The 22,652-nt window shown below is 64.7% G+C and carries 21 protein-coding genes; 16 read left to right on the top strand and 5 right to left on the bottom strand.

What is annotated here, in order from left to right:
- Nucleotides 1-27: 27 nt before the first annotated feature.
- Nucleotides 28-3,237 (bottom strand): efflux RND transporter permease subunit, encoded by a 3,210-nt coding sequence (locus E2583_RS01875; RefSeq protein WP_291592669.1) that lies wholly within the window; start codon nt 3,235-3,237, stop codon nt 28-30.
- Nucleotides 3,234-4,472: an efflux RND transporter periplasmic adaptor subunit gene (locus tag E2583_RS01870; RefSeq protein WP_291592667.1), complete on the bottom strand. Its 1,239-nt coding sequence runs from the start codon at nt 4,470-4,472 to the stop codon at nt 3,234-3,236. Before E2583_RS01870 ends, E2583_RS01875 begins: the two co-directional genes overlap by 4 nt.
- Before the next feature lie 190 nt (nt 4,473-4,662).
- Between E2583_RS01870 and hpnC the strand changes: the two genes are divergently transcribed.
- The 4 genes from hpnC to E2583_RS01850 all read left to right on the top strand — a co-directional run bounded on the left by hpnC (nt 4,663) and on the right by E2583_RS01850 (nt 9,044).
- Nucleotides 4,663-5,544 carry a squalene synthase HpnC gene (gene hpnC / locus E2583_RS01865; protein ID WP_291592736.1) on the top strand — a complete coding sequence of 294 codons (882 nt, stop codon included), beginning with the start codon at nt 4,663-4,665 and terminating at the stop codon, nt 5,542-5,544.
- 132 nt (nt 5,545-5,676) lie between these two features.
- The gene (gene hpnD / locus E2583_RS01860) at nt 5,677-6,516 is read left to right on the top strand and encodes a presqualene diphosphate synthase HpnD (RefSeq protein ID WP_291592666.1); all 840 of its coding nucleotides are present in this window, start codon (nt 5,677-5,679) and stop codon (nt 6,514-6,516) included.
- Between the two features lie 9 nt (nt 6,517-6,525).
- A complete protein-coding gene (gene hpnE / locus E2583_RS01855; RefSeq protein ID WP_291592665.1) occupies nt 6,526-7,872 on the top strand; it encodes a hydroxysqualene dehydroxylase HpnE in 1,347 nt (448 codons plus the stop codon).
- Nucleotides 7,873-8,021: 149 nt separating this feature from the next.
- Nucleotides 8,022-9,044 carry a tripartite tricarboxylate transporter substrate binding protein gene (locus E2583_RS01850; RefSeq protein WP_291592663.1) on the top strand — a complete coding sequence of 341 codons (1,023 nt, stop codon included), beginning with the start codon at nt 8,022-8,024 and terminating at the stop codon, nt 9,042-9,044.
- A gap of 121 nt (nt 9,045-9,165) precedes the next feature.
- Here E2583_RS01850 and E2583_RS01845 read toward each other — a convergent pair whose 3' ends face one another.
- Genes E2583_RS01845 through E2583_RS01835 form a run of 3 tightly spaced genes read right to left on the bottom strand, consistent with a single transcriptional unit; the run spans nt 9,166 to nt 11,072 of the window.
- Entirely contained in the window at nt 9,166-9,381 is a 216-nt protein-coding gene (locus E2583_RS01845; protein WP_003057514.1) for a DUF2788 domain-containing protein, read from the bottom strand.
- A gap of 47 nt (nt 9,382-9,428) precedes the next feature.
- Complete coding sequence (locus E2583_RS01840; protein WP_291592657.1) at nt 9,429-10,277, bottom strand: DUF2189 domain-containing protein; 849 nt, start codon at nt 10,275-10,277, stop codon at nt 9,429-9,431.
- Between the two features lie 45 nt (nt 10,278-10,322).
- Complete coding sequence (locus tag E2583_RS01835) at nt 10,323-11,072, bottom strand: HAD family hydrolase (protein ID WP_291592655.1); 750 nt, start codon at nt 11,070-11,072, stop codon at nt 10,323-10,325.
- A gap of 72 nt (nt 11,073-11,144) precedes the next feature.
- Here E2583_RS01835 and hemH point away from each other — a divergent pair, with 72 nt between their 5' ends.
- From hemH to E2583_RS01775, 12 genes are all read left to right on the top strand, one after another.
- Nucleotides 11,145-12,242, top strand: a complete 1,098-nt coding sequence (gene hemH, locus E2583_RS01830; RefSeq protein WP_291592654.1) for a ferrochelatase — start codon at nt 11,145-11,147, stop codon at nt 12,240-12,242.
- Nucleotides 12,243-12,287: 45 nt separating this feature from the next.
- Nucleotides 12,288-13,265 carry a LysR family transcriptional regulator gene (locus E2583_RS01825; RefSeq protein ID WP_291592652.1) on the top strand — a complete coding sequence of 326 codons (978 nt, stop codon included), beginning with the start codon at nt 12,288-12,290 and terminating at the stop codon, nt 13,263-13,265.
- 192 nt (nt 13,266-13,457) lie between these two features.
- On the top strand, nt 13,458-14,411 hold the full coding sequence (locus E2583_RS01820; RefSeq protein ID WP_291592651.1) for a 2-oxoglutarate and iron-dependent oxygenase domain-containing protein: 954 nt from the start codon (nt 13,458-13,460) through the stop codon (nt 14,409-14,411).
- Between the two features lie 11 nt (nt 14,412-14,422).
- Entirely contained in the window at nt 14,423-15,223 is an 801-nt protein-coding gene (locus E2583_RS01815) for an alpha/beta hydrolase (RefSeq protein WP_291592649.1), read from the top strand.
- Between the two features lie 40 nt (nt 15,224-15,263).
- Nucleotides 15,264-16,262 carry an ABC transporter substrate-binding protein gene (locus tag E2583_RS01810; protein WP_291592647.1) on the top strand — a complete coding sequence of 333 codons (999 nt, stop codon included), beginning with the start codon at nt 15,264-15,266 and terminating at the stop codon, nt 16,260-16,262.
- A 68-nt stretch (nt 16,263-16,330) separates the two neighbouring features.
- Nucleotides 16,331-17,110 (top strand): ABC transporter ATP-binding protein, encoded by a 780-nt coding sequence (locus E2583_RS01805; RefSeq protein ID WP_043371228.1) that lies wholly within the window; start codon nt 16,331-16,333, stop codon nt 17,108-17,110.
- Between the two features lie 30 nt (nt 17,111-17,140).
- Nucleotides 17,141-17,902 (top strand): ABC transporter permease, encoded by a 762-nt coding sequence (locus tag E2583_RS01800; protein WP_034357975.1) that lies wholly within the window; start codon nt 17,141-17,143, stop codon nt 17,900-17,902.
- A 20-nt stretch (nt 17,903-17,922) separates the two neighbouring features.
- Complete coding sequence (locus tag E2583_RS01795) at nt 17,923-18,435, top strand: nucleoside deaminase (RefSeq protein ID WP_034410271.1); 513 nt, start codon at nt 17,923-17,925, stop codon at nt 18,433-18,435.
- 24 nt (nt 18,436-18,459) lie between these two features.
- Nucleotides 18,460-19,257, top strand: coding sequence for an FAD binding domain-containing protein (locus E2583_RS01790; protein WP_291592630.1), 798 nt, complete (start codon nt 18,460-18,462; stop codon nt 19,255-19,257).
- Nucleotides 19,258-19,263: 6 nt separating this feature from the next.
- Entirely contained in the window at nt 19,264-21,546 is a 2,283-nt protein-coding gene (locus E2583_RS01785; protein WP_291592628.1) for a molybdopterin cofactor-binding domain-containing protein, read from the top strand.
- Complete coding sequence (locus E2583_RS01780; RefSeq protein ID WP_291592626.1) at nt 21,543-22,079, top strand: (2Fe-2S)-binding protein; 537 nt, start codon at nt 21,543-21,545, stop codon at nt 22,077-22,079. The genes E2583_RS01785 and E2583_RS01780 overlap by 4 nt, the downstream gene beginning before the upstream one ends.
- Nucleotides 22,080-22,294: 215 nt before the next feature.
- On the top strand, nt 22,295-22,652 hold a 358-nt coding region (locus tag E2583_RS01775; RefSeq protein ID WP_291592625.1), incomplete at its 3' end, for a rhodanese-like domain-containing protein.

Genomic DNA, 22,652 nt, shown 5'->3' with positions numbered 1-22,652 from the left:
ACCGGCACTTTTTCGCACAATGCAGACTCAGGCCGTGCCCTTTCGGATGCGGAATGCCGCAGCATACATGGCGGGCAGCGCCAGCAGCGTCAGCACGGTCGCCACGATCAGCCCCCCCATGATGGCCACGGCCATGGGCCCCCAGAACACGCTGCGCGACAGCGGAATCATGGCCAGCACGGCCGCCGCTGCTGTCAGCACGATAGGACGCAGGCGATGCACGGCGGCCTCCACGATCGCGTCCCAGGCCGGCAGCCCCCGGGCTCGCCCGCTTTCGATCTGATCGATCAGAATCACCGAATTGCGCTGAATCATGCCCATCAAGGCCACGACCCCCAGCAGCGCCACAAAGCCAAAGGGGCGATTCAGCAGCAGCAGGGCCGCCGCCACACCGGGGATGCCCAGGGGACCGGTGATGAACACCAGCAGCGAACGACTGACGCTGCGCAGCTGCAGCATGAGCAACGTGAAGGTCAGAAACAGCAATACCGGCACGCCCGCCACGATGGCGCCGGAGCCCTTGGAGCTTTCCTCCACGGCACCGGCCACCTCGATGCGATAGCCGGTATCACCTGCCGCATGCCAGCCACTCTCCATCTTGCGCAGTTGCGGCAACAGCGCGCTGGTCAGCGTGGCCCCCTGCAGACCTTCACGCACATCGCCTTGAACGGTAATCGCGAAGTTGCGCTTTTCACGCCACATCACGCCAGGCTCCCAGACCATGACAGGCTTGGCAATCTGCGTAAGCGGAATGGACTGCCCGTTGGCCGTGGTGACATAGACCCCCGCGATATCGGTGATGGCATCGCGATCCCGCTGGGGCGGACGCATCACGATATCGATCAGCTTGTCACCTTCACGGAACTGCCCCACGGTCGTGCCGCTGAAGTTCATGCCGGTAGCTTCGGCGATCGACTGGCTGGTCACCCCCAGGGCACGCGCCTTGTCCTGATCGACCTGAAGGCGTATGACCTTGACGGACTCGTTCCAGTTGTCGTTCACGCCGCGCATGTCGGCATTGGACTGCAGAATCGCCTTGACTTCATCGGCGTAAGTGCGCAGCTTGGCAGGGTCCGAGCCCATGACTCGGAACTGAACCGGATATTGCACGGGCGGCCCGTTGGGCAACAGCTTGGAGCGCGCCCGCACCTCGGGGAACTCCTCGGCCATCAGCGCAGGGAGCTGCTTGCGGATTTCCTCGCGGGCCTTCAGGTCCTTGGCCACCAGAATGAACTGGGAGACGTTGTTCTGCGGAAAAACCTGGTCCAGCGGCAAATAAAAGCGTGGCGCTCCGGAGCCGATCCATTCACTGACGGACTCCACACCGTCGAGCTGCAGAAAGCGCTTTTCCACACGCAGTGTCACGTCCTTGTTGGCCTGCAAGGAAGTGCCCTCGGGAAACCATATGTCGACCAGCACTTCGGGGCGACTGGAGTCAGGGAAGAACTGCTGCTGCACCTTGCCCATGCCGGCCAGACCCAGCACGAAAACCAGCACAGTCGCCCCGATCGTCAGCCAGCGGTGCTGCACGCACCAGTTCACCGTGCGGCGAAAACGGTTGTAGAACGGGGTGTCGAACAGCTCGTGCTCGCCAGCATCGGTGTTGATTCCCGCCTCTTCGGCCGACACTTCTCCGGACGCCACCTCGGGCGGCAGCTTGGCCGCATGCGGCGGCTTCTTGAGCAGAAGCAGACCCAGGTAAGGCACGAAGTAGACGGAGGCAAACCAGCTGAGCACCAGTGCAATCACCGTCACCGCGAAGATGGCGAAGGTGTACTCGCCCGTCATGGACTTGGCCATGCCGATGGGCAGAAAGCCCGCTGCCGTGATCAGCGTTCCGGTCAGCATGGGCTTGGAGGTGATTTCATAGGCAAAGGTGGCGGCACGGTACTTGTCGTAGCCTTCCTCCATCTTGCGCACCATCATCTCCACGGCAATGATGGCATCGTCCACCAGCAGGCCCAGCGCAATGATGAGCGAGCCCAGCGACACCTTGTGCAGACCGATATTCCAGTACCACATGGCCAGGAAGGTCGCGGCAAGCACCAGCGGAATGGTGATGCCCACCACCAGGCCAGGACGCGGGTCGATATACCAGCGCTTCCAAAGCGGCTGCTGTCCCGGGCGCTTGTGCAGGCCCAGACTCAGAAAGCTCACAGCCAGCACCACCACCACGGCTTCGATCAGCACTTGCAGAAACTCGTTGACCGAGTCGGCCACGGCCTTGGGCTGGTTCTGCATATTGCTCAGCGTCACGCCCACAGGCAGGCTTTTGGCGATGCGATCCGTGGTCTCGGTCAAGGCCTTGCCCAGGGCAATGATGTCGCCCCCCTTGACCATGGACACCCCCAGGGCCACTGTAGGCTCCCCCTGAAAACGCACCATGACATTCGCCGGGTCGGCATAGCCGCGGTACACCTCGGCGATATCGCCCAGCCTGAACTGCGCCCCGCCCTGGCCGATGATGGGCATGGCACGCAGCTGCTCCAGATCGTTGAACTGGCCCTGCACCCGCAGCACGATGGTTTCGGCTGGCGTCTGCAAGGTACCGGCCGATGCCACGGCATTTTGCTGGTTGAGCTGGTCGAGCACCTGCTTGAGATTCAGCCCCATCTGCGTGGCCTTGTGCGACAGCTCCACATAGACCTTCTCGTCCTGCACGCCGAACTGCTCGACCTTGGCCACATCGGGCACCTGCAGCAGCTGCTGACGCACATCGTCGGCCAGGGTCTTGAGCTCTGCGTAGCTGAAGCCCTTGGCCTGCAGCGCATAGATCACGCCATAGACATCGCCAAAATCGTCGTTGAAGAACGGCCCCTGCACGCCCTGCGGCAGGGTGTAGCGCATATCGCCCACCTTCTTGCGCACCGTGTACCAGAGCTGCGGCACTTCCTTGGGGGGCGAGTAGTCCTTGACCTGGAAGATGACCTGCGACTCGCCGGGCTTGGAGTAGCTGCTGATCTTGTCGGCATAGGGCACTTCCTGCAGCGTGCGCTCGATCTTGTCCGTCACCTGCTGCGCCACCTGCTCGGCCGTCGCGCCGGGCCAGTAGGTGCGAATGACCATGGCACGAAAGGTGAATGGCGGATCCTCGTCCTGCCCCAGCTGGAAAAAGGCCGCAAAGCCCAGCAACATCAGGACGACGATGAAATACCGGGTCAGCGCCACATGGTCGAGCGCCCAGCGGGAAAGATTGAAATGCGCACCACCGGCTTTTTTATGTCCGGCGCCGCTCATTTTCCAGCCTCCGCAGCTGCCGCAGACTGAGACGCTCCGGACACGGGAGCGTTCTGCGCTTTATCCGCCATTGCTGGAGCCTGAACGGATACAGAGCCCTGCAGCGGCCGGGCATATTTATCGCGGTACACCGTCACCTTCTGGCCTGGGGTCAGCACATGGACGCCCGTGGCCACCACTTGCATGCCGGGCTGCAGCCCCGAGGCAATCACCGCCTCGTTGCCGTCGGCGCTGGCGATCTGCACGGGTTGCAGCTTCACCGAGCTGCTGGCCGCGTCGTACAGCCAGACGGCCGTGCCCTGGCCGCGCCCCCCCTCCTGGCGCAGGGCCGTGGTCGGCAGCTTGATGACCTGACTTCCGACGGCGTCGCGGCTCACGCCCATGCCCTCTGGCACGGCACGCACGGTGGCACCCAATGCGGGCAGGTCGGCACCTTGCAGTGACGCCTTGACCACATAGGTGCGCGTGGCCGGGTCCGCACTGGCCGCCACCTCGCGCACCAGGGCGTCGATCACGCGCGACTCGTCCGACCAGGGACGCACCTTCACGCCCTGGCCCGGCCTGAAGGCGCTGCGCCGGTCTTCCGGCACGCTGAACACCGCATCGCGAGCGCCGTCCTGGGCGATCCGCACCACGGGTGTGCCGGCCGCAACCACCTGGCCGGGCTCGGCCTCCACGGCGGTGACCACGCCATCGGCATCGGCCAGCAACTGGGTGTAGTTTTCCTGGTTGGACTGGCTCGAGAGCTGGGCTCGGGCCTGATCGAGGGAGGCCTGGGCCGCCTTCAGATTGGCCTCGTAGCGCTCCATCTCTGCGGCACTGATGAAGTTCTGGGCACGCAAGGCACGAAAACGCTGGGCATTGGCCTGCGCCAGATCGCGCTGCGTGGTGGCCGAGGCCACCTGGGCTCGCGCGGCATCGGCACCGAGCTGATAGTCGCGCGCATCCAGTCGCGCAAGCACCTGTCCGGCCTTCACACGCTGACCCAGCTCCACCTCACGCCTGGTGATCTTGCCCGCCACGCGAAAGCCGAGACGAGACTCCACACGGGCCCGCACATCGCCCGAATATTCCTGGGCAGATTCGATCTGTCCCTCACCCACGGTCACCAGCTTGACCGCACGTACCGGCTCAGGCGCAGCATCCTTTTTCGAGCAGGCCGACAACATGGCCGCTGCCGCCACGATGGACAGCCCGATCAGGGGCACTGCAGGCCGGCACGGCAAAGACAACATTGCAAAACGACGAGAAGACGAAACAGCCATGGTGTTCTGGACTTGTAAAAACAGGAAAAGCGCATCTGCCGGATAGGCTGGTGCACCAAAGTCAGCGCAGATTGTGCACGCACGTGCGCTTTTGCGCCGCCTTTTTATGGACCGCCCCCGTCAACCGCTCCGGTCGGTCCACAATACGGGCGTGAACCATCTGCCCCCAGCCAGCCGCGCCGCCAGCGCCCCGGCCAGCATCAACCATTACGAAAACTTTCCCGTCGCCTCCTGGCTGTGTCCGCCGAGGCTGCGTGCCCCCATCGCCGCCATCTACCACTTTGCCCGCACCGCCGACGACCTGGCCGATGAGGGCGATCACAGCGCCGGGCAGCGCCTGGCGCTACTGCAGCAATATGCCGCCGACCTGCAGCAACTGGGCAGCGCCGGCGAAGCCGCCATGCTGATGCGTACCGCCTGGCCGCATGTCTTTGGCCCGCTGGCAGTCCAGGTTCAGGCCCACGGTCTGCCCAAGCCCTTGCTGGCCGACCTGCTCAGCGCCTTCGAACAGGATGTGCGCATGACGGCCGCCCAGGCCCGCTACGCCGACATGGCCCAACTGCTGGACTATTGCCGCCGCTCGGCCAACCCGGTCGGTCGCCTGCTGCTGCATCTCTACGGCGTGGGCAATGCCAGGGCGCTGATCCAGAGCGATGCCATCTGCACAGCGCTGCAGCTGATCAACTTCTGGCAGGACCTGAGCCAGGACTTGCCGCGCCAGCGCCACTACCTGCCCGATGCAGACCTGGCCCGCCACGGGATTGCGCGAATCGCCATCCGGCCGGACGCAGCGGCATTGACGCCCGAGCTGCAGTCCCTGCTCGGCGAGCTCAACCGCCAGGCCCGCAGCCTCATGCACCATGGCGCCCCTCTGGTGCATCAGTTGCCCGGACGCGCAGGCTGGGAGCTGCGCCTGGTCGTGCAAGGTGGCCTGCGCATTCTGGACAGGCTGGACGCCATGCAGGGGCGCAACCTCTATCAGCGCATCAAGCTGGGCAAGCGCGACATGGCCGCCATGCTCTGGCAGGCCATGCGCATGTGATCGAAGCAGACAGCCCAGAGCCTCTTCGTCACCTCGCAGGACGCTGTTGATTGTGAGAACCGGTCAGTCGCACGCTGCACATTCCACGGTTGTATCGGCCAACGGTCCGGGTCATGGGACAATGCTCCCCCTATGAATCCGGATCAGTACGTCCAAGACAAAGCCGCCTCTTCAGGCAGCAGCTTCTATTACGCCTTTCTCTTCCTGCCCAAGGAGCGCCGCGCCGCCATCACGGCTTTCTATGCCTTCTGCCGCGAAGTGGATGACGTGGTCGACGAGGTCACGGACCCCGGCGTGGCCGCCACCAAGCTGGCCTGGTGGAAGACCGAGGTGCACAGGGCCTTCACCAGCCAGTCCGCCCATCCTGTGATGCAGGCACTGATGCCCCACGCCAAGACCTATGGCATCGAAGAGCGCCATCTGCAGGCCGTCATCGAAGGCTGCCAGATGGATCTGGATCAGACCCGCTATCTGGACTTTGCCGGCCTGCAGCGCTACTGCCATCTGGTCGCCGGCGTGGTCGGCGAAGTCGCCGCCCGCATCTTCGGCCAGACCGACGAGCGCACCACCGAATACGCCCACACGCTGGGCCAGGCCCTGCAGCTGACCAATATCATCCGCGACGTAGGCGAGGATGCCATGCGCGGGCGCATCTACCTGCCCATCAGCGAACTGCAGCAGTTCGACGTCAAGGCCCACGAGATCAACAAGCGCGAGTATTCGGAGCGTTTCACGGCGCTGATGCGATTTCAGGCCGAACGCGCCCACAGCCTGTATGACAAGGCACTCGGCCTGCTGCCCGACGCGGATCGTCACGCGCAAAAACCCGGTCTGATGATGGCCAGCATCTATCGCACCCTGCTGCGCGAAATCGAGTCCGAAAACTTCCAGGTACTGCACCAGCGCATCAGCCTCACGCCGCTGCGCAAGTTCTGGCTGGTCTGGAAGATGCAGGCGCTGGGGCGCATGTAAGCGCACACCATGCACGTTGCCATCATCGGTGGCGGATGGGCCGGCATGGCCGCCGCGGTACAGCTCTCTCTCAACGGCCATCAGCCCACGGTTTTCGAAGCCGGCCGCCAACTGGGCGGTCGGGCCCGCAATCTGGAACTGCCGGGCGCAACCCTGGCCGACAACGGCCAGCATATCCTGATTGGTGCCTATGCCGAGTGCCTGCGACTCATGCGCGCAGTGGGCGCTGCGCCCGAGCATGCCTTGCTGCGCAGACCACTTGCCATGCGTTACGCCCAGGGCAGCGGCTTGTCCTTTCCCAACCTGCCGGCACCACTGGACGCCTTGATCGGCATTGCCGCAGCGAGCGGCTGGTCACTGCGTGAACGTGCCGCCCTTCTGGGCCGCGCGCTGCGCTGGCGGGTGCAGGGCTTTCGCTGCGCGGAGACGGCAACCGTTGCCGATATCTGCAGTGGTCTGCCTGGGCGCCTGCTCGACGAGTTCATCGAGCCGCTGTGTGTATCAGCCCTCAATCTTCCGGCCGTGCAGGCAAGTGGCAGCATCTTCTTGCGGGTGCTGCATGACGCGCTGTTTGCCGGCACGGGCGGCTCGCACTTTCTGGTGCCGCGCAGCGGCCTGGGCGATCTGTTTCCCATCCCGGCTGCGCAATGGCTTCAGGGCCGCGGCCATGCCGTGCACAGGGCCAGCCGCATCCAGGAACTGAGTCCCCAGGGACCGCAATGGCTGCTGCGCAGCGCCAACCCCGCCCTTGCACCGGTGCTTGAGCAATTGCGCTTTGATGCCGTACTGCTGGCCTGCCCGCCGCAGGAAGCCGCTCGCCTGGCCCTGCTGGCGGCCGAAGATCCGCGCCTGCCCGCGCGCGACGGCGTGCGTTACCAGCACTGGGCACAGAGCGCACTGGCCCTGGAGCACACGGCCATTGGCACCGTCTATGCCCGCACCCGCCATCGCCTTGCCGCCGAGCTGCCCTGGCTGGCACTGCAGCCCGCAACGCAGGCTCCGGCCCAGTTCGTGTTTGACCGCGGGCACTTGCGACCCGCAGAAGCTGCCCAGCAAGGACTGATGGCCTTTGTCATCAGCGACTGCCGCACGGATCGCCTGGCCCTGGAGAAGCAGGTGCTGGAGCAAGCCCGTCAACAACTGGGCTGGGAGGACATTCAGGCAGTGCTGACCGTGGTGGAAAAGCGTGCCACATTTGCCTGCAGACCCGGCGTGAGGCGCCCCGGCATGGAACTCGGCCATGGCCTCTGGGCTTGCGGCGACTATGTAAGCGGCCCCTACCCGGCGACGCTGGAAGGTGCGGTGCGCTGCGGAGCCACGGCTGCCGAAGACCTGGCCCGGATGGCCCTGGGATGAGCAACTCTAGCGCAAACCCTATCAGGACAATCCTGATGCCTGGACAGTCCTGCTGCAACAGGTTTGACAGCGATTTGACAGCCATAGTTGCAACCATGGCTGGAGAGGCAAGCCCTCAGCCGAATAGAGCCCAAAGCAACGGAGACACCATGGCATCCACGTTCGACCATTCCACGCGCGAAGTTCTGAGCATTTCGCGCCGCCATCTGCTGACCGGCGCCGGAGCCCTGGCCTGCAGCAGCCTGCTGCCCGGCCTGGCCCGCGCTGCCGATGACAGCTGGCCCAGCCGTCCGATCCGCTTTGTCGTACCGTTCGCACCGGGCGGAAGCTCTGAAATCGTGGCCCGCTCCACTGCGGCCGAACTGTCCAAGACCATCGGCCAGAACGTATTCGTGGACAACAAGCCCGGCGCTGCGGGCAACATCGCCATGCAGGAAGTGGCTCGCGCCGATGACCAGAGCACGGTCATCCTCGGCCATATCGGAACACTGGCCGTGAACCCCTATATTTTCGACAAGCTGTCCTGGGACCCGAAAAAGGACTTTGTGCCTGTGAGCCTGCTGGCCAAGGTTCCCAGCCTCTATGTGGTGCATCCCGATCTGCCCGTCAGGAACATCGCGGATCTGGTGGCCTACGCCAAGAAAAACCCCGGCAAACTCAGCTATGGCTCCGCAGGCAATGGCAGCGCAGGTCACCTGGCGTTCGAATATCTGAAGATGACGGCCGACATCTTCATGCTCCATGTACCGTATCGCGGCACCGGTCCGATGATGACCGACCTGCTCTCGGGCCGTCTTGACGCGGCCTCGGTCGGTGCCGCTGCACTGCTGCCCTTCATCAAGGCCGGCAAGGTGCGCTGCATCGCCACCGGCTCGACCAAGCGACTGCCGCAACTGCCTGACGTCCCGACGGTGGCCGAGCAGGGCTTTGCAGGCTTCGAGATGACCCAGTGGTACGGCATGCTGGCCCCTTCCAGCCTGCCTCGCGCCCATGTGGACAAGCTGGCCGCAGAATGCGCCAAGGCCGTCAAGGCACCTGATGCGCTCAAGCGCCTGCAGGGCGATGCGGCCGAGCCCATTGGAAGCACCCCAGAGCAGTTTGCACAGTTCATCGCCGCGGAACAGAACCGCTGGCAAAAAGTGCTCAAGCGCGCACAGGTGAAACCGGGTTGAACCCCGAGGCATCTCGCCTTCCCCCTTCTTTTCGGAAGGGGTGAGAAATCCTCATTGCGGGGCCGGCCTTGCGCGATCTCCTGGGCCGGTCAGCGCCCTATGGCACAGCGCGTGGCGCGGCTCAGTGGCTCTCTATCCACCACTGGATGATGATTTTGGCGAGATAGCCGACAAAGCCCACGCCCAGACCCAGAAAAATCACAAAGGTGCCGAACTTGCCTGCCTTGGACTGACGCGCCAGCTGCAGGATGATGAACACCATGAACAAGATGAAGGCGCCCACGCCCCAGGTCAGGAAAAAGTGGGCAATCTGCTCTTCCGTATAACCGAATATCACGACAACCAGGTCCTTACAGCCTTTGCCAGGCCCTGGCCGCCAAACACTCAGACGACAGGCCCCGTCGCGTCCTCCCTGGCGGGGAATGCAGAGGCATCCACCAGGTCGCGATAGGCATGCCAGCTGGCATGGCCCAGCAGGGGCATCACAACCAACAGCCCCAGCAGATAGCTGCCAAGGCCCAGCAAAGTCAACATCACAATCAGCGCCGCCCACAAGGCCATAGGGCCCGGGTTGGCCAGCACCACGGACCAACTGGTCAACACGGCCTGACGCACGGTCACTCGCCTGTCCAGCATCAGCGGCATGGCCACCACACTGGACGCAAAAATCGGAGCAGCCAGAAAGCTGCCCAAAGCCATCCATTGCACAAACAGCTGACCATCTCTGGCCAGCACGACATGCACCATGAAATCCTGCAGGGTTTGCACACGCACGGGCGACATCACGGTGATCAGCGACGCAGAAATCAGCACCCAGCCCGTGGCCGCCAGCGCCAGCAAGGCACCAAACCGAACCATGCACCAGTACCCTCCCCGGCCCGTGGCATGGCAGCTCTGCCATTGCGTCCAGGTGCGGCGGATCAGACCCCAGTCTGCCACCTCACCGCGCTCGATGGCCCGGCTGATGGCATAGAGGCTGGTGGCCACCAGAGGCCCCACCACCAGAAAGCCCGACAAGGCTCCTGCCATCAACCAGAAGCGATTGTGCCCCAGGGTCAGGATTGCTGCACCGATCAGGATCAAGGCCAGACCATGAGCCAGACTGATTAACGGAGCCTTAGAAATGTCCTGCAAGGCTCTGGACAGCCACACCAGAGGCCGGCTCCAGGCAATGGTTCGCACAGGTGCCAGCGGAGGTGGCGTGAGAAGGCAGGCAGACAGACAGGTAGGCATAGGCGGTCCTTGTTCGCTGACCCGCAAAGCTCCCGCTCGTCCCGGTCAACGATCTGCCAGCCCCTGACACAACTGCCAAAGGCTGGCGACTGTGACGTGGGGTTCAGGACCCACGCAAGGCCATGCTACCTGCCCGCGGTTGAGCCAGACTGCGTGCATACCCGCATCCATGGCGCCCCGGGCATCCAGCTGCGCATCGTCGCCGATGTGCAGCACATGCTCGGGGGCCACGCCGGCCGCATCCGCTGCGGCCTGGAAAAACCGCGTATCGGGTTTGGCCATGCCGGCTGTGCTGGCAGACAGCGAGGCGCGAAAATGCTCGCCGATACCCACCACATGCACATTCGCATTGCCATTGGACAGGGCCACCACCGGCCAGCGCTGCGAGAGAAACTGCAGCGCCGGCAAGGCGTCGTCAAACAGTTCGACCCGCTGGCGAGCGGCAAAGAACTCGTCAAAGGCCGGTTCGGCCAGGGCAGGATCGTCGCCGGCGCGGGTCAACGCCAGCCGGATGGACTCGCGGCGCAAACCGCTGAGGTCGGCTTTCAGATCCGGGCGCAATGTCACGATTTCATGGCGCAAGGCGCGCACCTTGTCCGTATCGCCCAGATGCTCTGCCGTCGCGGGAGCATGTTTGGCTAGCCACTGCAGCAAAACGGCCTCTGCCTTGGCGATCGTGGGCCAGATGGGCCAGAGCGTGTCGTCCAGATCCAGGCTGATGGCGCGAATCTGGCCGCTATGGCGCAGGCGCTTCAGGGTTTCAATGGCAATGTCTGTGGTGTCTTGGGATGGCATGCCCGAAGAATAGCGCTCCGCCCAATGCCGCAGAACGGATGCGCCTATCCGATTAGCTGACACAATTGCACCATGCCATCACGCTTTGCGCCCGAACCCCGCTTCCGCCACGATCAATCCGCACGCACCGGCATCCTGCTGTGCAACCTGGGCACACCAGCCGCCCCCACGGCTGCGGCCGTGCGCCCGTATCTGGCGGAGTTTCTTGGCGATGATCGCGTGGTGGAGATTCCCAGGCTCGCCTGGTGGCCGATTCTGCACGGCATCATCCTGCGGACCCGCCCTGCCAAGTCGGCCGCCAAATACGCCACCGTCTGGCATGAAAAGGACGGCTCCCCGCTGCTGCACTGGACCACGCGCCAGGCCGCCTTGCTGCGCGGATGGCTGGGCGAACGCGGTCACAATGTGCTGGTGCTGCCGGCCATGCGCTACGGCACGCCGTCCATTGCGGCCCAGCTGGATGCCCTCAAGAAAGACGGCGTGACGCGCATCCTGATCCTGCCGCTCTACCCCCAGTACTCGGGCACGACCACGGCCAGCGTATTCGACGCCGTCTATGACTGGGCCAGAACCCAGCGCCATATTCCCGAGCTGCGTTTCGTCAACCGCTACCACGACGATGCCGGATATATTGAAGCGCTGGCACAGCGCATCGAAGCCCACTGGCGCGCCCATGGTCGCGGGGACAAGCTGGTCATGAGCTTTCATGGTGTGCCCGAGCGCACCCTGCATCTGGGCGACCCCTATCACTGCGAATCACACAAGACGGCACGCCTGCTGGCCGAGCGGCTCAAGCTCGGCAACGAGCAGTATCTGGTGACCTTCCAGTCGCGCTTTGGCAAGGCCAAGTGGCTGGAGCCCTATACCGAACCCTCCCTGATTGCCATGGCCCAGGCCGGCGTCCGGCGTGTCGATGTGGTCTGCCCCGGCTTCACCAGCGACTGCCTGGAGACGCTGGAGGAAATCAAGCAGGAGGCGCGTGAAGCCTTTCTGCATGCGGGCGGCCAGCAGTTCGAATACATAGACTGCCTCAACGACAGTGCGCCCTGGATCACCGCGCTCAGCGATATTGCCCAACGGCATATGCAAGGCTGGCCCACCGGGCGCGAGGACGATGTCGAGCTCAAGGCCCGCGCCCAGCACGCCAAGGCGGCCGGCGCGCCGCTGTAGGCGGCCATCCAGCGAACTGGCACGGCATATGCTGCCTCTGGCAGCATGCATATTCACGCCCGCTCCATTCGCTATTTCGACATGATTCGCCGTTGCGGCTCCATACGGGAAGCCGCACGCCATCTTCATGTGGCTTCGTCGGCAGTCAACCGCCAGTTGCTGCAGCTTGAGGACGAAATCGGCAGCCCGCTGTTCGAGCGCCTGAGCTCGGGCCTGCGGCTCACGGCTGCTGGCGAAGTGTTTTCGCGCCATGTGATCACGGTGCTGCAGGACGAGCACCGCCTCAGCACCGAACTGGAGCTGCTGCGCGGCGTGCGTCGCGGCTCGGTCAGCGTGGCCGCCGTGGAAGGCCTGAACGCCGACCTGATGCCGGCCGTGCTCACGCAGATGCACCGGCGCTACCCGACGATCCAGATCCATGTGCGCACCTGCGGCTCCCAGCAGGCGGCACAGGCCGTGATTCAGGGTGATGCGGACGTGGGCATAGGCTTTTCGGTCAGGCGCCACGACAATCTGCGCCAATGCACCATGGGCCGCTTTGCGCTGGGCGCCATCGTGCCGCCCAAGCACCCGATCGCCCTGCTGGAGCGCGTGGACTTTGCACAATGCGCGGCCTTTCCGCTGATTCTGCCAACGCCCGAACTCTCCATGCACGAGCTGCTGCAGCCCCTGCTGGCGCACCACAAACGTGCATTGCAGGTATTGCTGGAAACCTCGTCCATCGAGCTGGCCAAAAGCCTTGCCGAACGCGGCGTGGGCATTTTTTTCCAGAGCCGCCTGGGGCTGGAGCGCGAACTGCGCGAAGGCCGGCTGGTCCATGTGCCGCTGGACACCCCCACCACGCTGTACTCCGAACTCGGCGTCTATGTGCGTGCAGGGCGCACGCTGCCATCGGCGCTCGACGCCTTCAACCGCATTGTGGCCGACGCCATCGAAACCCGCGAGGATGAGGAAAGCGTCGCCCTGCGCGAATGGGTGGCAAGGACGCAGACTGCCGCTCAGGCGGACTTGCCCCGGGGCTGAGCCCCCACCTGCCTGTGTCCGCACCGGCATTGTGCGCATCGCCTTCTGCGAATGCACCAATGCCGTGCAGTGCTTTTCCTATCAACGATTGTCGCTCACATTTTTAGATCACCCCGCAGCAAAAGCTGCGCTATCCAGCACGGGCTGCGCTTTCTAAACTGGGTCCAGTTCTTCAGTTTCCGGAAGCGATTTGTGAGCACCTCTGCCCTCCCCATCATCGACATCAGCGGCCTGCGCAGCCATGACCCTGTGGATCAGCACATGGTGGCCGAGCAATTGCGCCAGGCTTGCGAGCAGCGCGGCTTCTTCTATATCACCGGCCATGGCATAGACCCCGCGCTGATCAACAGCCTGTTTGCGGCCAGCCAGCGCTTTTTCGACCTGCCCATGGCGGAAAAGCTGGCCGTGGACAAGAAGCTCTCGCGCTGCAATCGCGGCTACGAGCCATTGCGTGCGCAGACGCTGGAAAGCGGTGCCCCCCCCGATCTCAAGGAAAGCTTTTACGTCGGTGCCGAGGTGGCGACCGACGATGCGCGCGTGCTGTCGGGCCGCTTCAATACCGGCCCCAACCAATGGCCCGAAACCCTGCCCGACTTCCGCGCCGTGATGCAGAACTACTACCAGGCCGCCCATGGCCTGGGCGCGACCATCGTGCACGGCCTGGCCTTGTCGCTGGGCGTGCCCGTCAGCCACTTTGACGGCTATCTCAAGGACGCTGCCGCGACGCTGCGCCTTCTACACTACCCGCCCCAGCCTGCCAACCCCGAACCCGGCGAGAAAGGCTGCGGGGAGCACACGGACTTCGGGGGCGTGACCTTGCTGCTGCAGGACGAGGCCGGCGGCCTGCAGGTCTGGGACAAAGATCTCGGCCGCTGGATCGACGCGCCCCCGGTGCCCGGTGCCTTTGTCGTCAACATCGGCGATCTGTTCGCGCGCTGGACCAATGACCGCTATGTCTCCACCTTGCACCGGGTCATCAATGTCTCGGGGCGCGAGCGCTATTCCGTCCCCTTCTTCTTCACGGGCAACCCGTTGCACAAGGTGGAGTGCATTCCCACCTGCCTGGATGAAGGCGAGCAACCCCGGTATGCGCCCGTCACGGTGGAGCAGCACCAGATCGAGTGCTATCGCCGCACCTACGGTTGACGGAGACAGCCATGACACGCTCACGCCATATGGTGCTGATCCACGGGGCCTGGCAGGGCAGCTGGGCATTTGCCGCCTGGACGCCGCTGCTGCAGGCCCGAGGCTGGAAAGTGCTTGCTGTCAATCTGCCGGGCAACGATGCCGCCGCCGAAGACGACAGCTGCGCCAATCTCGACGGCTACACCGCCCATGTGCTGCGCGTGCTGGAATCGCTGGATGGCCCTGCCGTGGTGGTCGGTCACAGCGGTGGCGGCATGACGGCGTCTCAGGTCGCCCAGGCCGCCCCCGAGCGGGTCAGCGCCCTGGTCTACCTGGCCGGAATGATGCTGCCCAGCGGCATGAGCTATGGCGATGTGATCGCGCAATGCCGCGCCGCCGATCCGGGCTTTGACTACCAGGGCATAGGCCCGCATCTGGCATGGAACGAGCAGCGCAATGCCAGCAGTGTGCCGCTGGAAGCCGCCATGGCCTTGTTCCTGCATGACTGCCCTCCGACCGCAGCGCTCAAGGCGGCCAGCCGTCTCTGCGTCCAGCCCGAGACGGGGCGGACCATGGTGAACCGGCTCACTGCAGACCGTTTTGGCCGGGTGCCACGTATCTATGTGGAATGTCGCCAGGACCGTTCGGTGACGCTTCCCGTGCAGCAACGCATGCAGCAGCTCACGCCGGGCGCCAGGCGCGTCAGCCTCGATTGCGGCCATGTGCCCCAGCTGGCCTGTCCGCAGGCGCTGAGCGATGCCTTGCTCCCGGTCTTGGATGAAGCTCAATCGAAACCCTTTATGAGCTTGCGCATGCCGCTCATCAATACATAGCAACCAGTCGTCCCAGCCTCACATGCTTCAGGAGTTATTCATGACACGCCCCCCGACTTCCTTCAGACGCCCCGTTCTTGCCACCCTGCTCGTCGCCTGTGGCGCAGCGGCCCAGGCAGCCGACAAGCTCACGGTGCAGCTCGACTGGCTGCCCGGGGGCGACAAGTCCTTTGTCTATGCCGGCGTGCAGCAAGGCTTTTTCAAGGACGAAGGCTTGGACGTGAAGATCGTTCCCGGCCGAGGCTCGGCCGATGCCGTGACCAAGGTGGCCTCTGGCTCTGCCGATGTGGGTTTTGGCGGCATCTCGGCGCTGATGATGGCCGCTGCCGAAGGCAGGATTCCCGTCAAGGCCGTGATGTCGCTGTATTCCAAACAGCCCGATGCGCTTTTCACGCGCGCCGACAGCAAGATCAGGAGCCTCAAGGACATGGAAGGCAAGACGGTGGCCATGCCCACCTTCTCCTCGTCGAATGCCCTGTGGCCCATCGTGCTGCAGAAGAACGGCGTGGACGCCAGCAAGATCAAGGTCATCAAGTCGGACCCGGCGACGCTGGCACCCATGCTGGCCCAGGGCCGCGTGGACGCGACCATCAACTGGGTGACCGTGGCTCCGGCTTTCGGCTCCGTGCTCAAGCAGGCCAGCAAGGAACTGTCGGTCCTGCCCTGGACGCAGTTCGGTCTCGACGGCTATGGCTGGTCCGTCATGGCCAGCGACAAGACCATCAAGGACCGCCCCGACGTGCTCAAGCGCTATGTGCGAGCACTGGGCAAGTCGCTGGAGTTCTCCATCCAGAACCCGCAAAAGGCGGCCGAGTCGCTGAAGGCCCAGGTGCCCGAGGCCGACACGGCCGTGGTCAAGGCCGAATTTGAAGCCTCCATCCCGCTGCTCAGGAACGAGATCAGCCAACGCGACGGCCTTGGCAAATTCGAGCCCCGGCTGCTGGCTGCCACCTGGGGCTGGGTGGCCCAGTCCATGAGCTACGACCTCAAGAAGGTCGACCCGGAAACGCTGGTGGATCGCCGTTTTCTGAGCCAGTAAATCCCATGCGAGGGCGGCACAGCGCCGCCCTCACGCTCCCGCCCTTGTTCTTTCCTTGATCGCCTGCCATGCAATACGTAATCGATCTGAACGCGGTCACCCAGACCTTTGTCTCCAGCGATGGCAGCCCTGTCACGGCCCTGCAGGGCGTGGACCTGCATCTGCGCCGCCACGAATTCGTCTCGCTGATCGGCCCCTCGGGCTGCGGCAAGTCCACCATATTGCGCCTGATTGCGGGCCTGATCCGCCCCAGCAGCGGCGAGGTACGCATCTTCGATCTGCCCGTGACCGAACCACGCGACGAGATCGGCATGGTGTTCCAGAAGCCCACGCTGCTGCCCTGGCTCTCGGTGCTTGACAACATCACCTTCCCCATGCGCCACAAATACGGCCATGTGGAAATGAAGGAAGAGGCCCGCGCCCAGCAGTTGCTGGAGATGATCGGCCTCAGGGATTTCGGCCACAAGCGGCCCCACGAACTCTCGGGCGGCATGCAGCAGCGCGTCGCGATTGCACGCTCCTTGCTCCACGACCCGGACATCTTGCTGATGGACGAGCCCTTTTCGGCGCTGGACGCACTCACCCGCGACGAAATGAGCCTGGAGCTGCTGCGCATCTGGAACGAGCGCCCCAAGACCGTGGTCTTTGTGACCCACTCCATCCAGGAGGCCTTGCTGCTATCCGACCGCATCGTGGTCATGAGCGCCCGCCCGGGCCGCGTGGCCGACATCCTCGATGTGCCGCTGGCACGCCCGCGCAGCATGGCCACTCTGGCCGATCCCGTGTTCACCGAAATGGCCAACGAGATTCGTCTCCAGGTCTTCAGCAAACACCCCGCACACGCCTGAAGATCCTCCCGCAGCCCCAAGAGGCCCCCTATGTCTGCCCTCATACAACGCCATGCGTCGCTGCTGGTTTTCCTCGCCGTCCTGCTGTTCTGGGAGTGCGCCTGCCGCCTGGCGCATATACCCGAGTACATTTTTCCCGCTCCCAGCCAGATCTGGCTGGCTGCTGCCGAGATGGGGCTGCAGCGCTGGCTGGAGCATGTCACGGCCACCTTGCAGGTCGCGCTCATAGGCTATGCGCTGGCGATCGCTCTGGCCATTCCGCTGGCCATCGCCATCACGCGCTCGCAGTTGCTCTCGAAAATCATCATGCCCTGGCTGGTGGTGATCCAGTCCACCCCCATCGTGGCCGTCGCTCCCATCATCGTCGTCACGCTGGGTGCAGGCCTGCTGCCCCGCGTGGTCATCACCACGCTGATTGCCTTTTTCCCGCTGGTGGTTTCCACGGCCCTGGGCCTGGCTTCGGTGCCGGCAGAGCTGGTGGAGCTGTCGCGCTCACTGCGCGCCACCACCAGCCGCCAGTACTGGCAGATTCGCATGCCGTTTGCCGTGCCCTATGTGTTTTCGGCCCTCAAGGTCTCCATCACGCTGGCCATTGTGGGCGCCGTGGTCGCCGAGTTCGTGGCGGCGGAAAAAGGCCTGGGCTATCTGATCCTGTTTGCCACCTCCTCCTTCAAGGTACCCGTGGCCTTTGCCGCACTGGCACTGCTGGTGCTGTGCAGCCTGCTGCTCTATGGGGGGGTGCAGCAGCTGCACAAGCGCCTCTTTCCCTGGAGCCAGAGCACTCCCGCATGACCGACACAAGGACCGCCACCATGACAGACAAGAACTTTCCCCCGCAGGGCCTGACGCCCTCTGCCGAACAAATCCAGCGCAATCTGCGTCGCGCGCAGGCCGTGGCCCAGCGCGCCACCGAGATGGGCCACCACCCCTTCGGCGCGGTACTGGTGGGCCCCGACCAGGAGACCGTGCTCATGGAGCAGTGCAATATCGACACCGTCAACCACGCGGAATCGACCTTAGCGCGCATGGCGGCCACCAATTACACGGCCGAGTTTCTCTGGAGCTGCACGCTCTACACCAATGTGGAGCCCTGCTGCATGTGCGCCGGTACGGCCTACTGGGCCAATATCGGTCGCATCGTGTTCGGCATGACCGAGCACCGTCTGCTGGAATGCACGGGCAGTCATGGCGAGAACCCGACCATGAGTGTCTCGTCGCGTTATGTCTTCGACCATTGCCAGAAGGCCGTGGAGCTGATCGGCCCCGTACCCGAGATGGAGGCCGAGATCGCCGCCCAGCAGCAAGCCTTCTGGGCGCAGCGCTGAGGATCACGCCAGCAGGAGGCTGCCATGCTGCTTACCCACCCCTCGTCACCCCAGGCCGCGCAGGCCCTGGCCCGCAAGCTCGGCGATGCCGCCTGCTTCATCGCCGGGGGCACGCTGCTGCAGCAGTCATGGGCAGAGCCTCGCCTGGCGCCGTCGGCCACGCATTTCATCAATGTGATGCACTGGCCCGAGATGCAGCAGATCCACCTCGGCCCGCAATATCTGCACATCGGTGCAGGCATGCGGCTGGAGGCCGTGCGCCGTCACCCCTGGGTTCAGCAGCACGCCCCCGTGCTCGTCCAGGCCCTGGACCAGCTAGGGGCCATGGGAGTACGCCGCCTGGGAACCCTGGGCGGCAATATAGGCTGGGGCGAAGGCGACTGCTGCCCGGTATTGCTGGCCATGGATGCGCAGGTCGAGTTGACGGACGGCAACCTGCAGTCGCTGGCGCAAACGCTCAAGCTCATGGACCGGCCTCTGATGCTCTCGTTCCTGCTGCCGCGCAGCGATGTGATGGAGCCCCGGCCACTGGTGTTCGAGAAGGTCGGCTATCGCGCGGCATTCTCCCCCGCGCGGCTGCGCATGGCCCTGCGCTGGAGCGATGCACAAAAGCGCCTGAACCTGGACCGCATTGCTGCGGCGGCCCCTGGCATAGGCGTGCACCGCCTGCAAGCCACGGAAAAGCTGCTGAGCTATGCGCAGGAGTTGCAGATCCGGCCCTCCCTCGGCGATATACGTACCACCTGCGAGCAAAGCCTGCCTCCCGATCTGGCCCGGATTGCCAGCCGCCTGATTGCCGGACATTGCGGGCTGCTGGCCTGAACCATCATGGAATTCCCCACCCCTCATCACATCCGCGAGCTCGGCCTGGAGACTTTGCCGGTCCGGCCCGATGCCAAGGCCAAGCTCGGCGGCAACCCGGGCTTTCTGAGCGACCGCATTCAGCCGGGTCAATTGCGCGGAGCGATTCTCGGCAGCCCTCATCCCCATGCGCGCATTCTGCATATCGATACCAGCGCCGCCCAAGCCCTGCCAGGCGTCCATGCCGTGGTCACCCATGCCGATATCCCCGGCATCAAGCACTATGGATTGCGCAAGGTGGACCGGCCCGTGCTCTGCATCGACAAGGTGCGCCATGTGGGCGACCCGGTCGCCGCCGTTGCGGCCGTGGACATGGAGACGGCGCGGCAGGCTCTGGCGCTGATCCGGGTTGACTACGAACCCCTGCCCCCTGTCTGCGACCCGGTCGCCGCCCTTGACGACACAGCGGCCTCCGAGCAGCCAGTCCATCAGGACGGCAATCTGCTGCATGCCGCCAGCCACCGCCAGGGAGACATGTCTGCAGCCCGGGCAAGCACAGTGCACCGGGTACAGGACAGCTATGTCACGCCACGCCAGATGCATGCCTTTCTCGAGACCGAAGGCGGTGTAGCCGAGCCCGATGGCGCGGGCGGCCTGCGCCTGTTCTTCGGCGGCCACAACCCAGCGCGGGAAAAGCAGGTCATCGCCGACATGCTGGACCTGCCACACGACAGGGTTCACGCCGTGGCCACGCCCGTGGGCGGCTCCTACGGCGGCAAGGACGAGCTGACGATTCAACCCATCGCGGCCCTGCTGGCCTGGAGGGCGCAGCGCCCCGTGCGGTTGCACCTGACACGTCCGCAATCGGTGGATCTGGGTGTCAAGAGACATCCCATGCAGATCGAAATGCAGACCGGCTGCGATGCACAAGGGCGGCTCACCTACCACCAGGTGCGGATAGTGGCCGACACCGGGGCCTACGCCACGCATGGCCCCGAAGTGCTGGATGCCGCGCTCGAACATGCCCCCGGCCCCTACCGGTATCTGGCGCTGGACCTCGGCGCCAGGCTGGCCTATACGAACAACGGCATCGCCGGTGCGTTTCGCGGCTTCGGTGCCGTGCAGGTGCAATTTGCACTTGAGCAGCAGATCGACAGACTGGCTGCGCTGGTCGGCATGACGCCCGATGCGTTTCGCGCCCTCAACCTCGCCGCTCCCGAGGCACCCGGCCCGCTGGGCCAGCATGTCGCGCCGTTTGACGGCGCCCGGCGCGCACTCGATGTCGCACGCCAGCAGGCGCTGTGGCGCGGGCCGCATCGCTGGGTCAGCGCGGACGGCCGTCATCTGCACGGCGTGGGCCTCACGCTGATCCATCGCAGCGATGGCTTTGGCAAGGGTGGCCCCAGTGACTGCCGCATGGAGCTGGCCCTGGCCGCCGATGGTGCGATCGAGCTGCGCTGCGGCTTCACCGAGCTGGGACAGAACCTGGTCGGGACCATCCAGAGCCTGGGGGCTCGGCATCTGGGCTGTGCTGCCGACGCGATCCGGCCCGTGCTCGGAGATACGCGGCTCACGCCCGACTCGGGCCCGGTGGCCGCCTCGCGCGCCACCACGCTGGTATGGCGTGCCTTGCAGCAGGCCGCCCGGCCCTGGCAGCAAGCCTTGCGCCTGGCCGCCGCAAGACTGCTGCCCGATATCCCTCTGCGCTGCGGCGCATGGGGCCTGGAAAGCGCTGCGGGCCTGTGCCTGAGCTACGCCGATCTGGCCAAGGCATCGGGCGAACGCCTCCCCTGCATCTTCATCGACCTCAAGGCCGAAGACCCGGAGGACAACGCGCATGACACCCACTTCGTCTTCGGAGCCTGCGCCGCCATTGCCCAGGTTCGCGTCGACACCTGGAGCGGCATGGTCCAGGTTCAGCGGCTGGTGATGTGCTCGGCCCTTGGCCCCGTGGCATCGGCCCAGGGCTATCTGGGCCAGATGGAAGGCGGCGCCCTCATGGGCCTGGCCATGGGCACGCTGGAGGAGCTGGCTTGCCTGGACGGCCACTACCAGGCTCGCAATCTCGACGGCTATCTGATCCCCACGCTGGCCGATGCCCCTGAAATGCAGGTGCTGGCGATCGAGAACCTTCCCGAGGGCGATCCCATCGGCCCGCGCGGAGCCGGCGAGATCAGCGTCAACCTGGCCCTGCCCGCGGTGGCCAATGCCTTGGCCGCCGCACTGCAGCATCCCATCACGCAACTGCCCATGACCCCGGAGCGCGTGATCGCGTTGCTGGAGGCGGGCGCGGAGTCCTCCACACCATGACGACGACCCACATCCCGGAGCACGGCGGCAAGCCACCCCCAGCCTGCGCAAAGGAGGCCTCGGTTTTTGTGCTGCAGCTGAATCTGAACGGCCAGCCGGTCATCGCCAGCTGCAGCCCCGACACCCGGCTGCTGACCTTGCTGCGCGAGCACTGGCACCTCACCGGGGCCAAGCCCGGCTGCGAAGTGGGACGCTGTGGCGCCTGCATGGTCTGGCTCAACGGCGAGCCCGTGAATGCCTGCCTGCTGATGGCCTATCAGATCCAGGGCCAGACGGTGCGCACCATCGAGTCCGTGGCACAGGACAGCGCCAGCGAACCCGTGCGCGACGCGCTGGCGCGCTGCGGCGGCGTGCAATGCGGCTATTGCACCTCCGGCATGGTCATGAGCATGAGCTGGCTGCACCAGCAGCAGCCCCGTCCCACCGCCGCCGAGGCCGAGGCCCAGATGTGCGGAAACCTTTGTCGCTGTACGGGCTATGGCGGCATCCGGCGGGCGGTGCAGGAGCTGTTTCCGGCCGGGCAGAGCGCATGATTGCTCAAGTTTGATAGCTGCAATCGCTTACTCACAAAGCGAATCAGCCACTTTTAACCACAGTTATCAGAAACCACGCTGTTTGTTCGCCTATTCATGACCCCAGGCAATAAACAGACAAGTTTTTCTTGGTTGGCCCTGTCGCGGCAAGGCCGGACAATAGAGGCCCTGGGCATAGCCATGCCCCTGACGAATCGGCTTTGCCGACTCCTGCCATGAAAAACTCTCTGACAAGCTATGCATTGGGTCTGGGCTTGAGCCTGGGCACCAGCAGTTGGGCGCTCGCGGCCCAGCCCCTGCTCAACCCCGAACAGCTGCAGCCATTGCTGCAGCAGGCCGATGTCCGCCTCATCGATATCCGCGACCCCAAAGCCTTCGAGGCCGGCCACATCGCCCAGGCTGCCAACGCCCCCTACGGCAAATGGCGCGGCCCGGCCACCAATCCCGGTGAGTTGCCCGATCAGGCCAAGCTGGTGGCGCTGGTCCAGTCCCTGGGCCTGACGCCAGCCACGCATGCCATCGTGATCTCCAGCGGTGCCGATGCCACGGACTTCGGTGCCGCGGCGCGTGTGT

Source organism: Comamonas sp. (assembly GCF_009360615.1).
Lineage (GTDB): Bacteria > Pseudomonadota > Gammaproteobacteria > Burkholderiales > Burkholderiaceae_C > Comamonas.
This window is presented reverse-complemented; position numbering and strand designations above follow the sequence as displayed.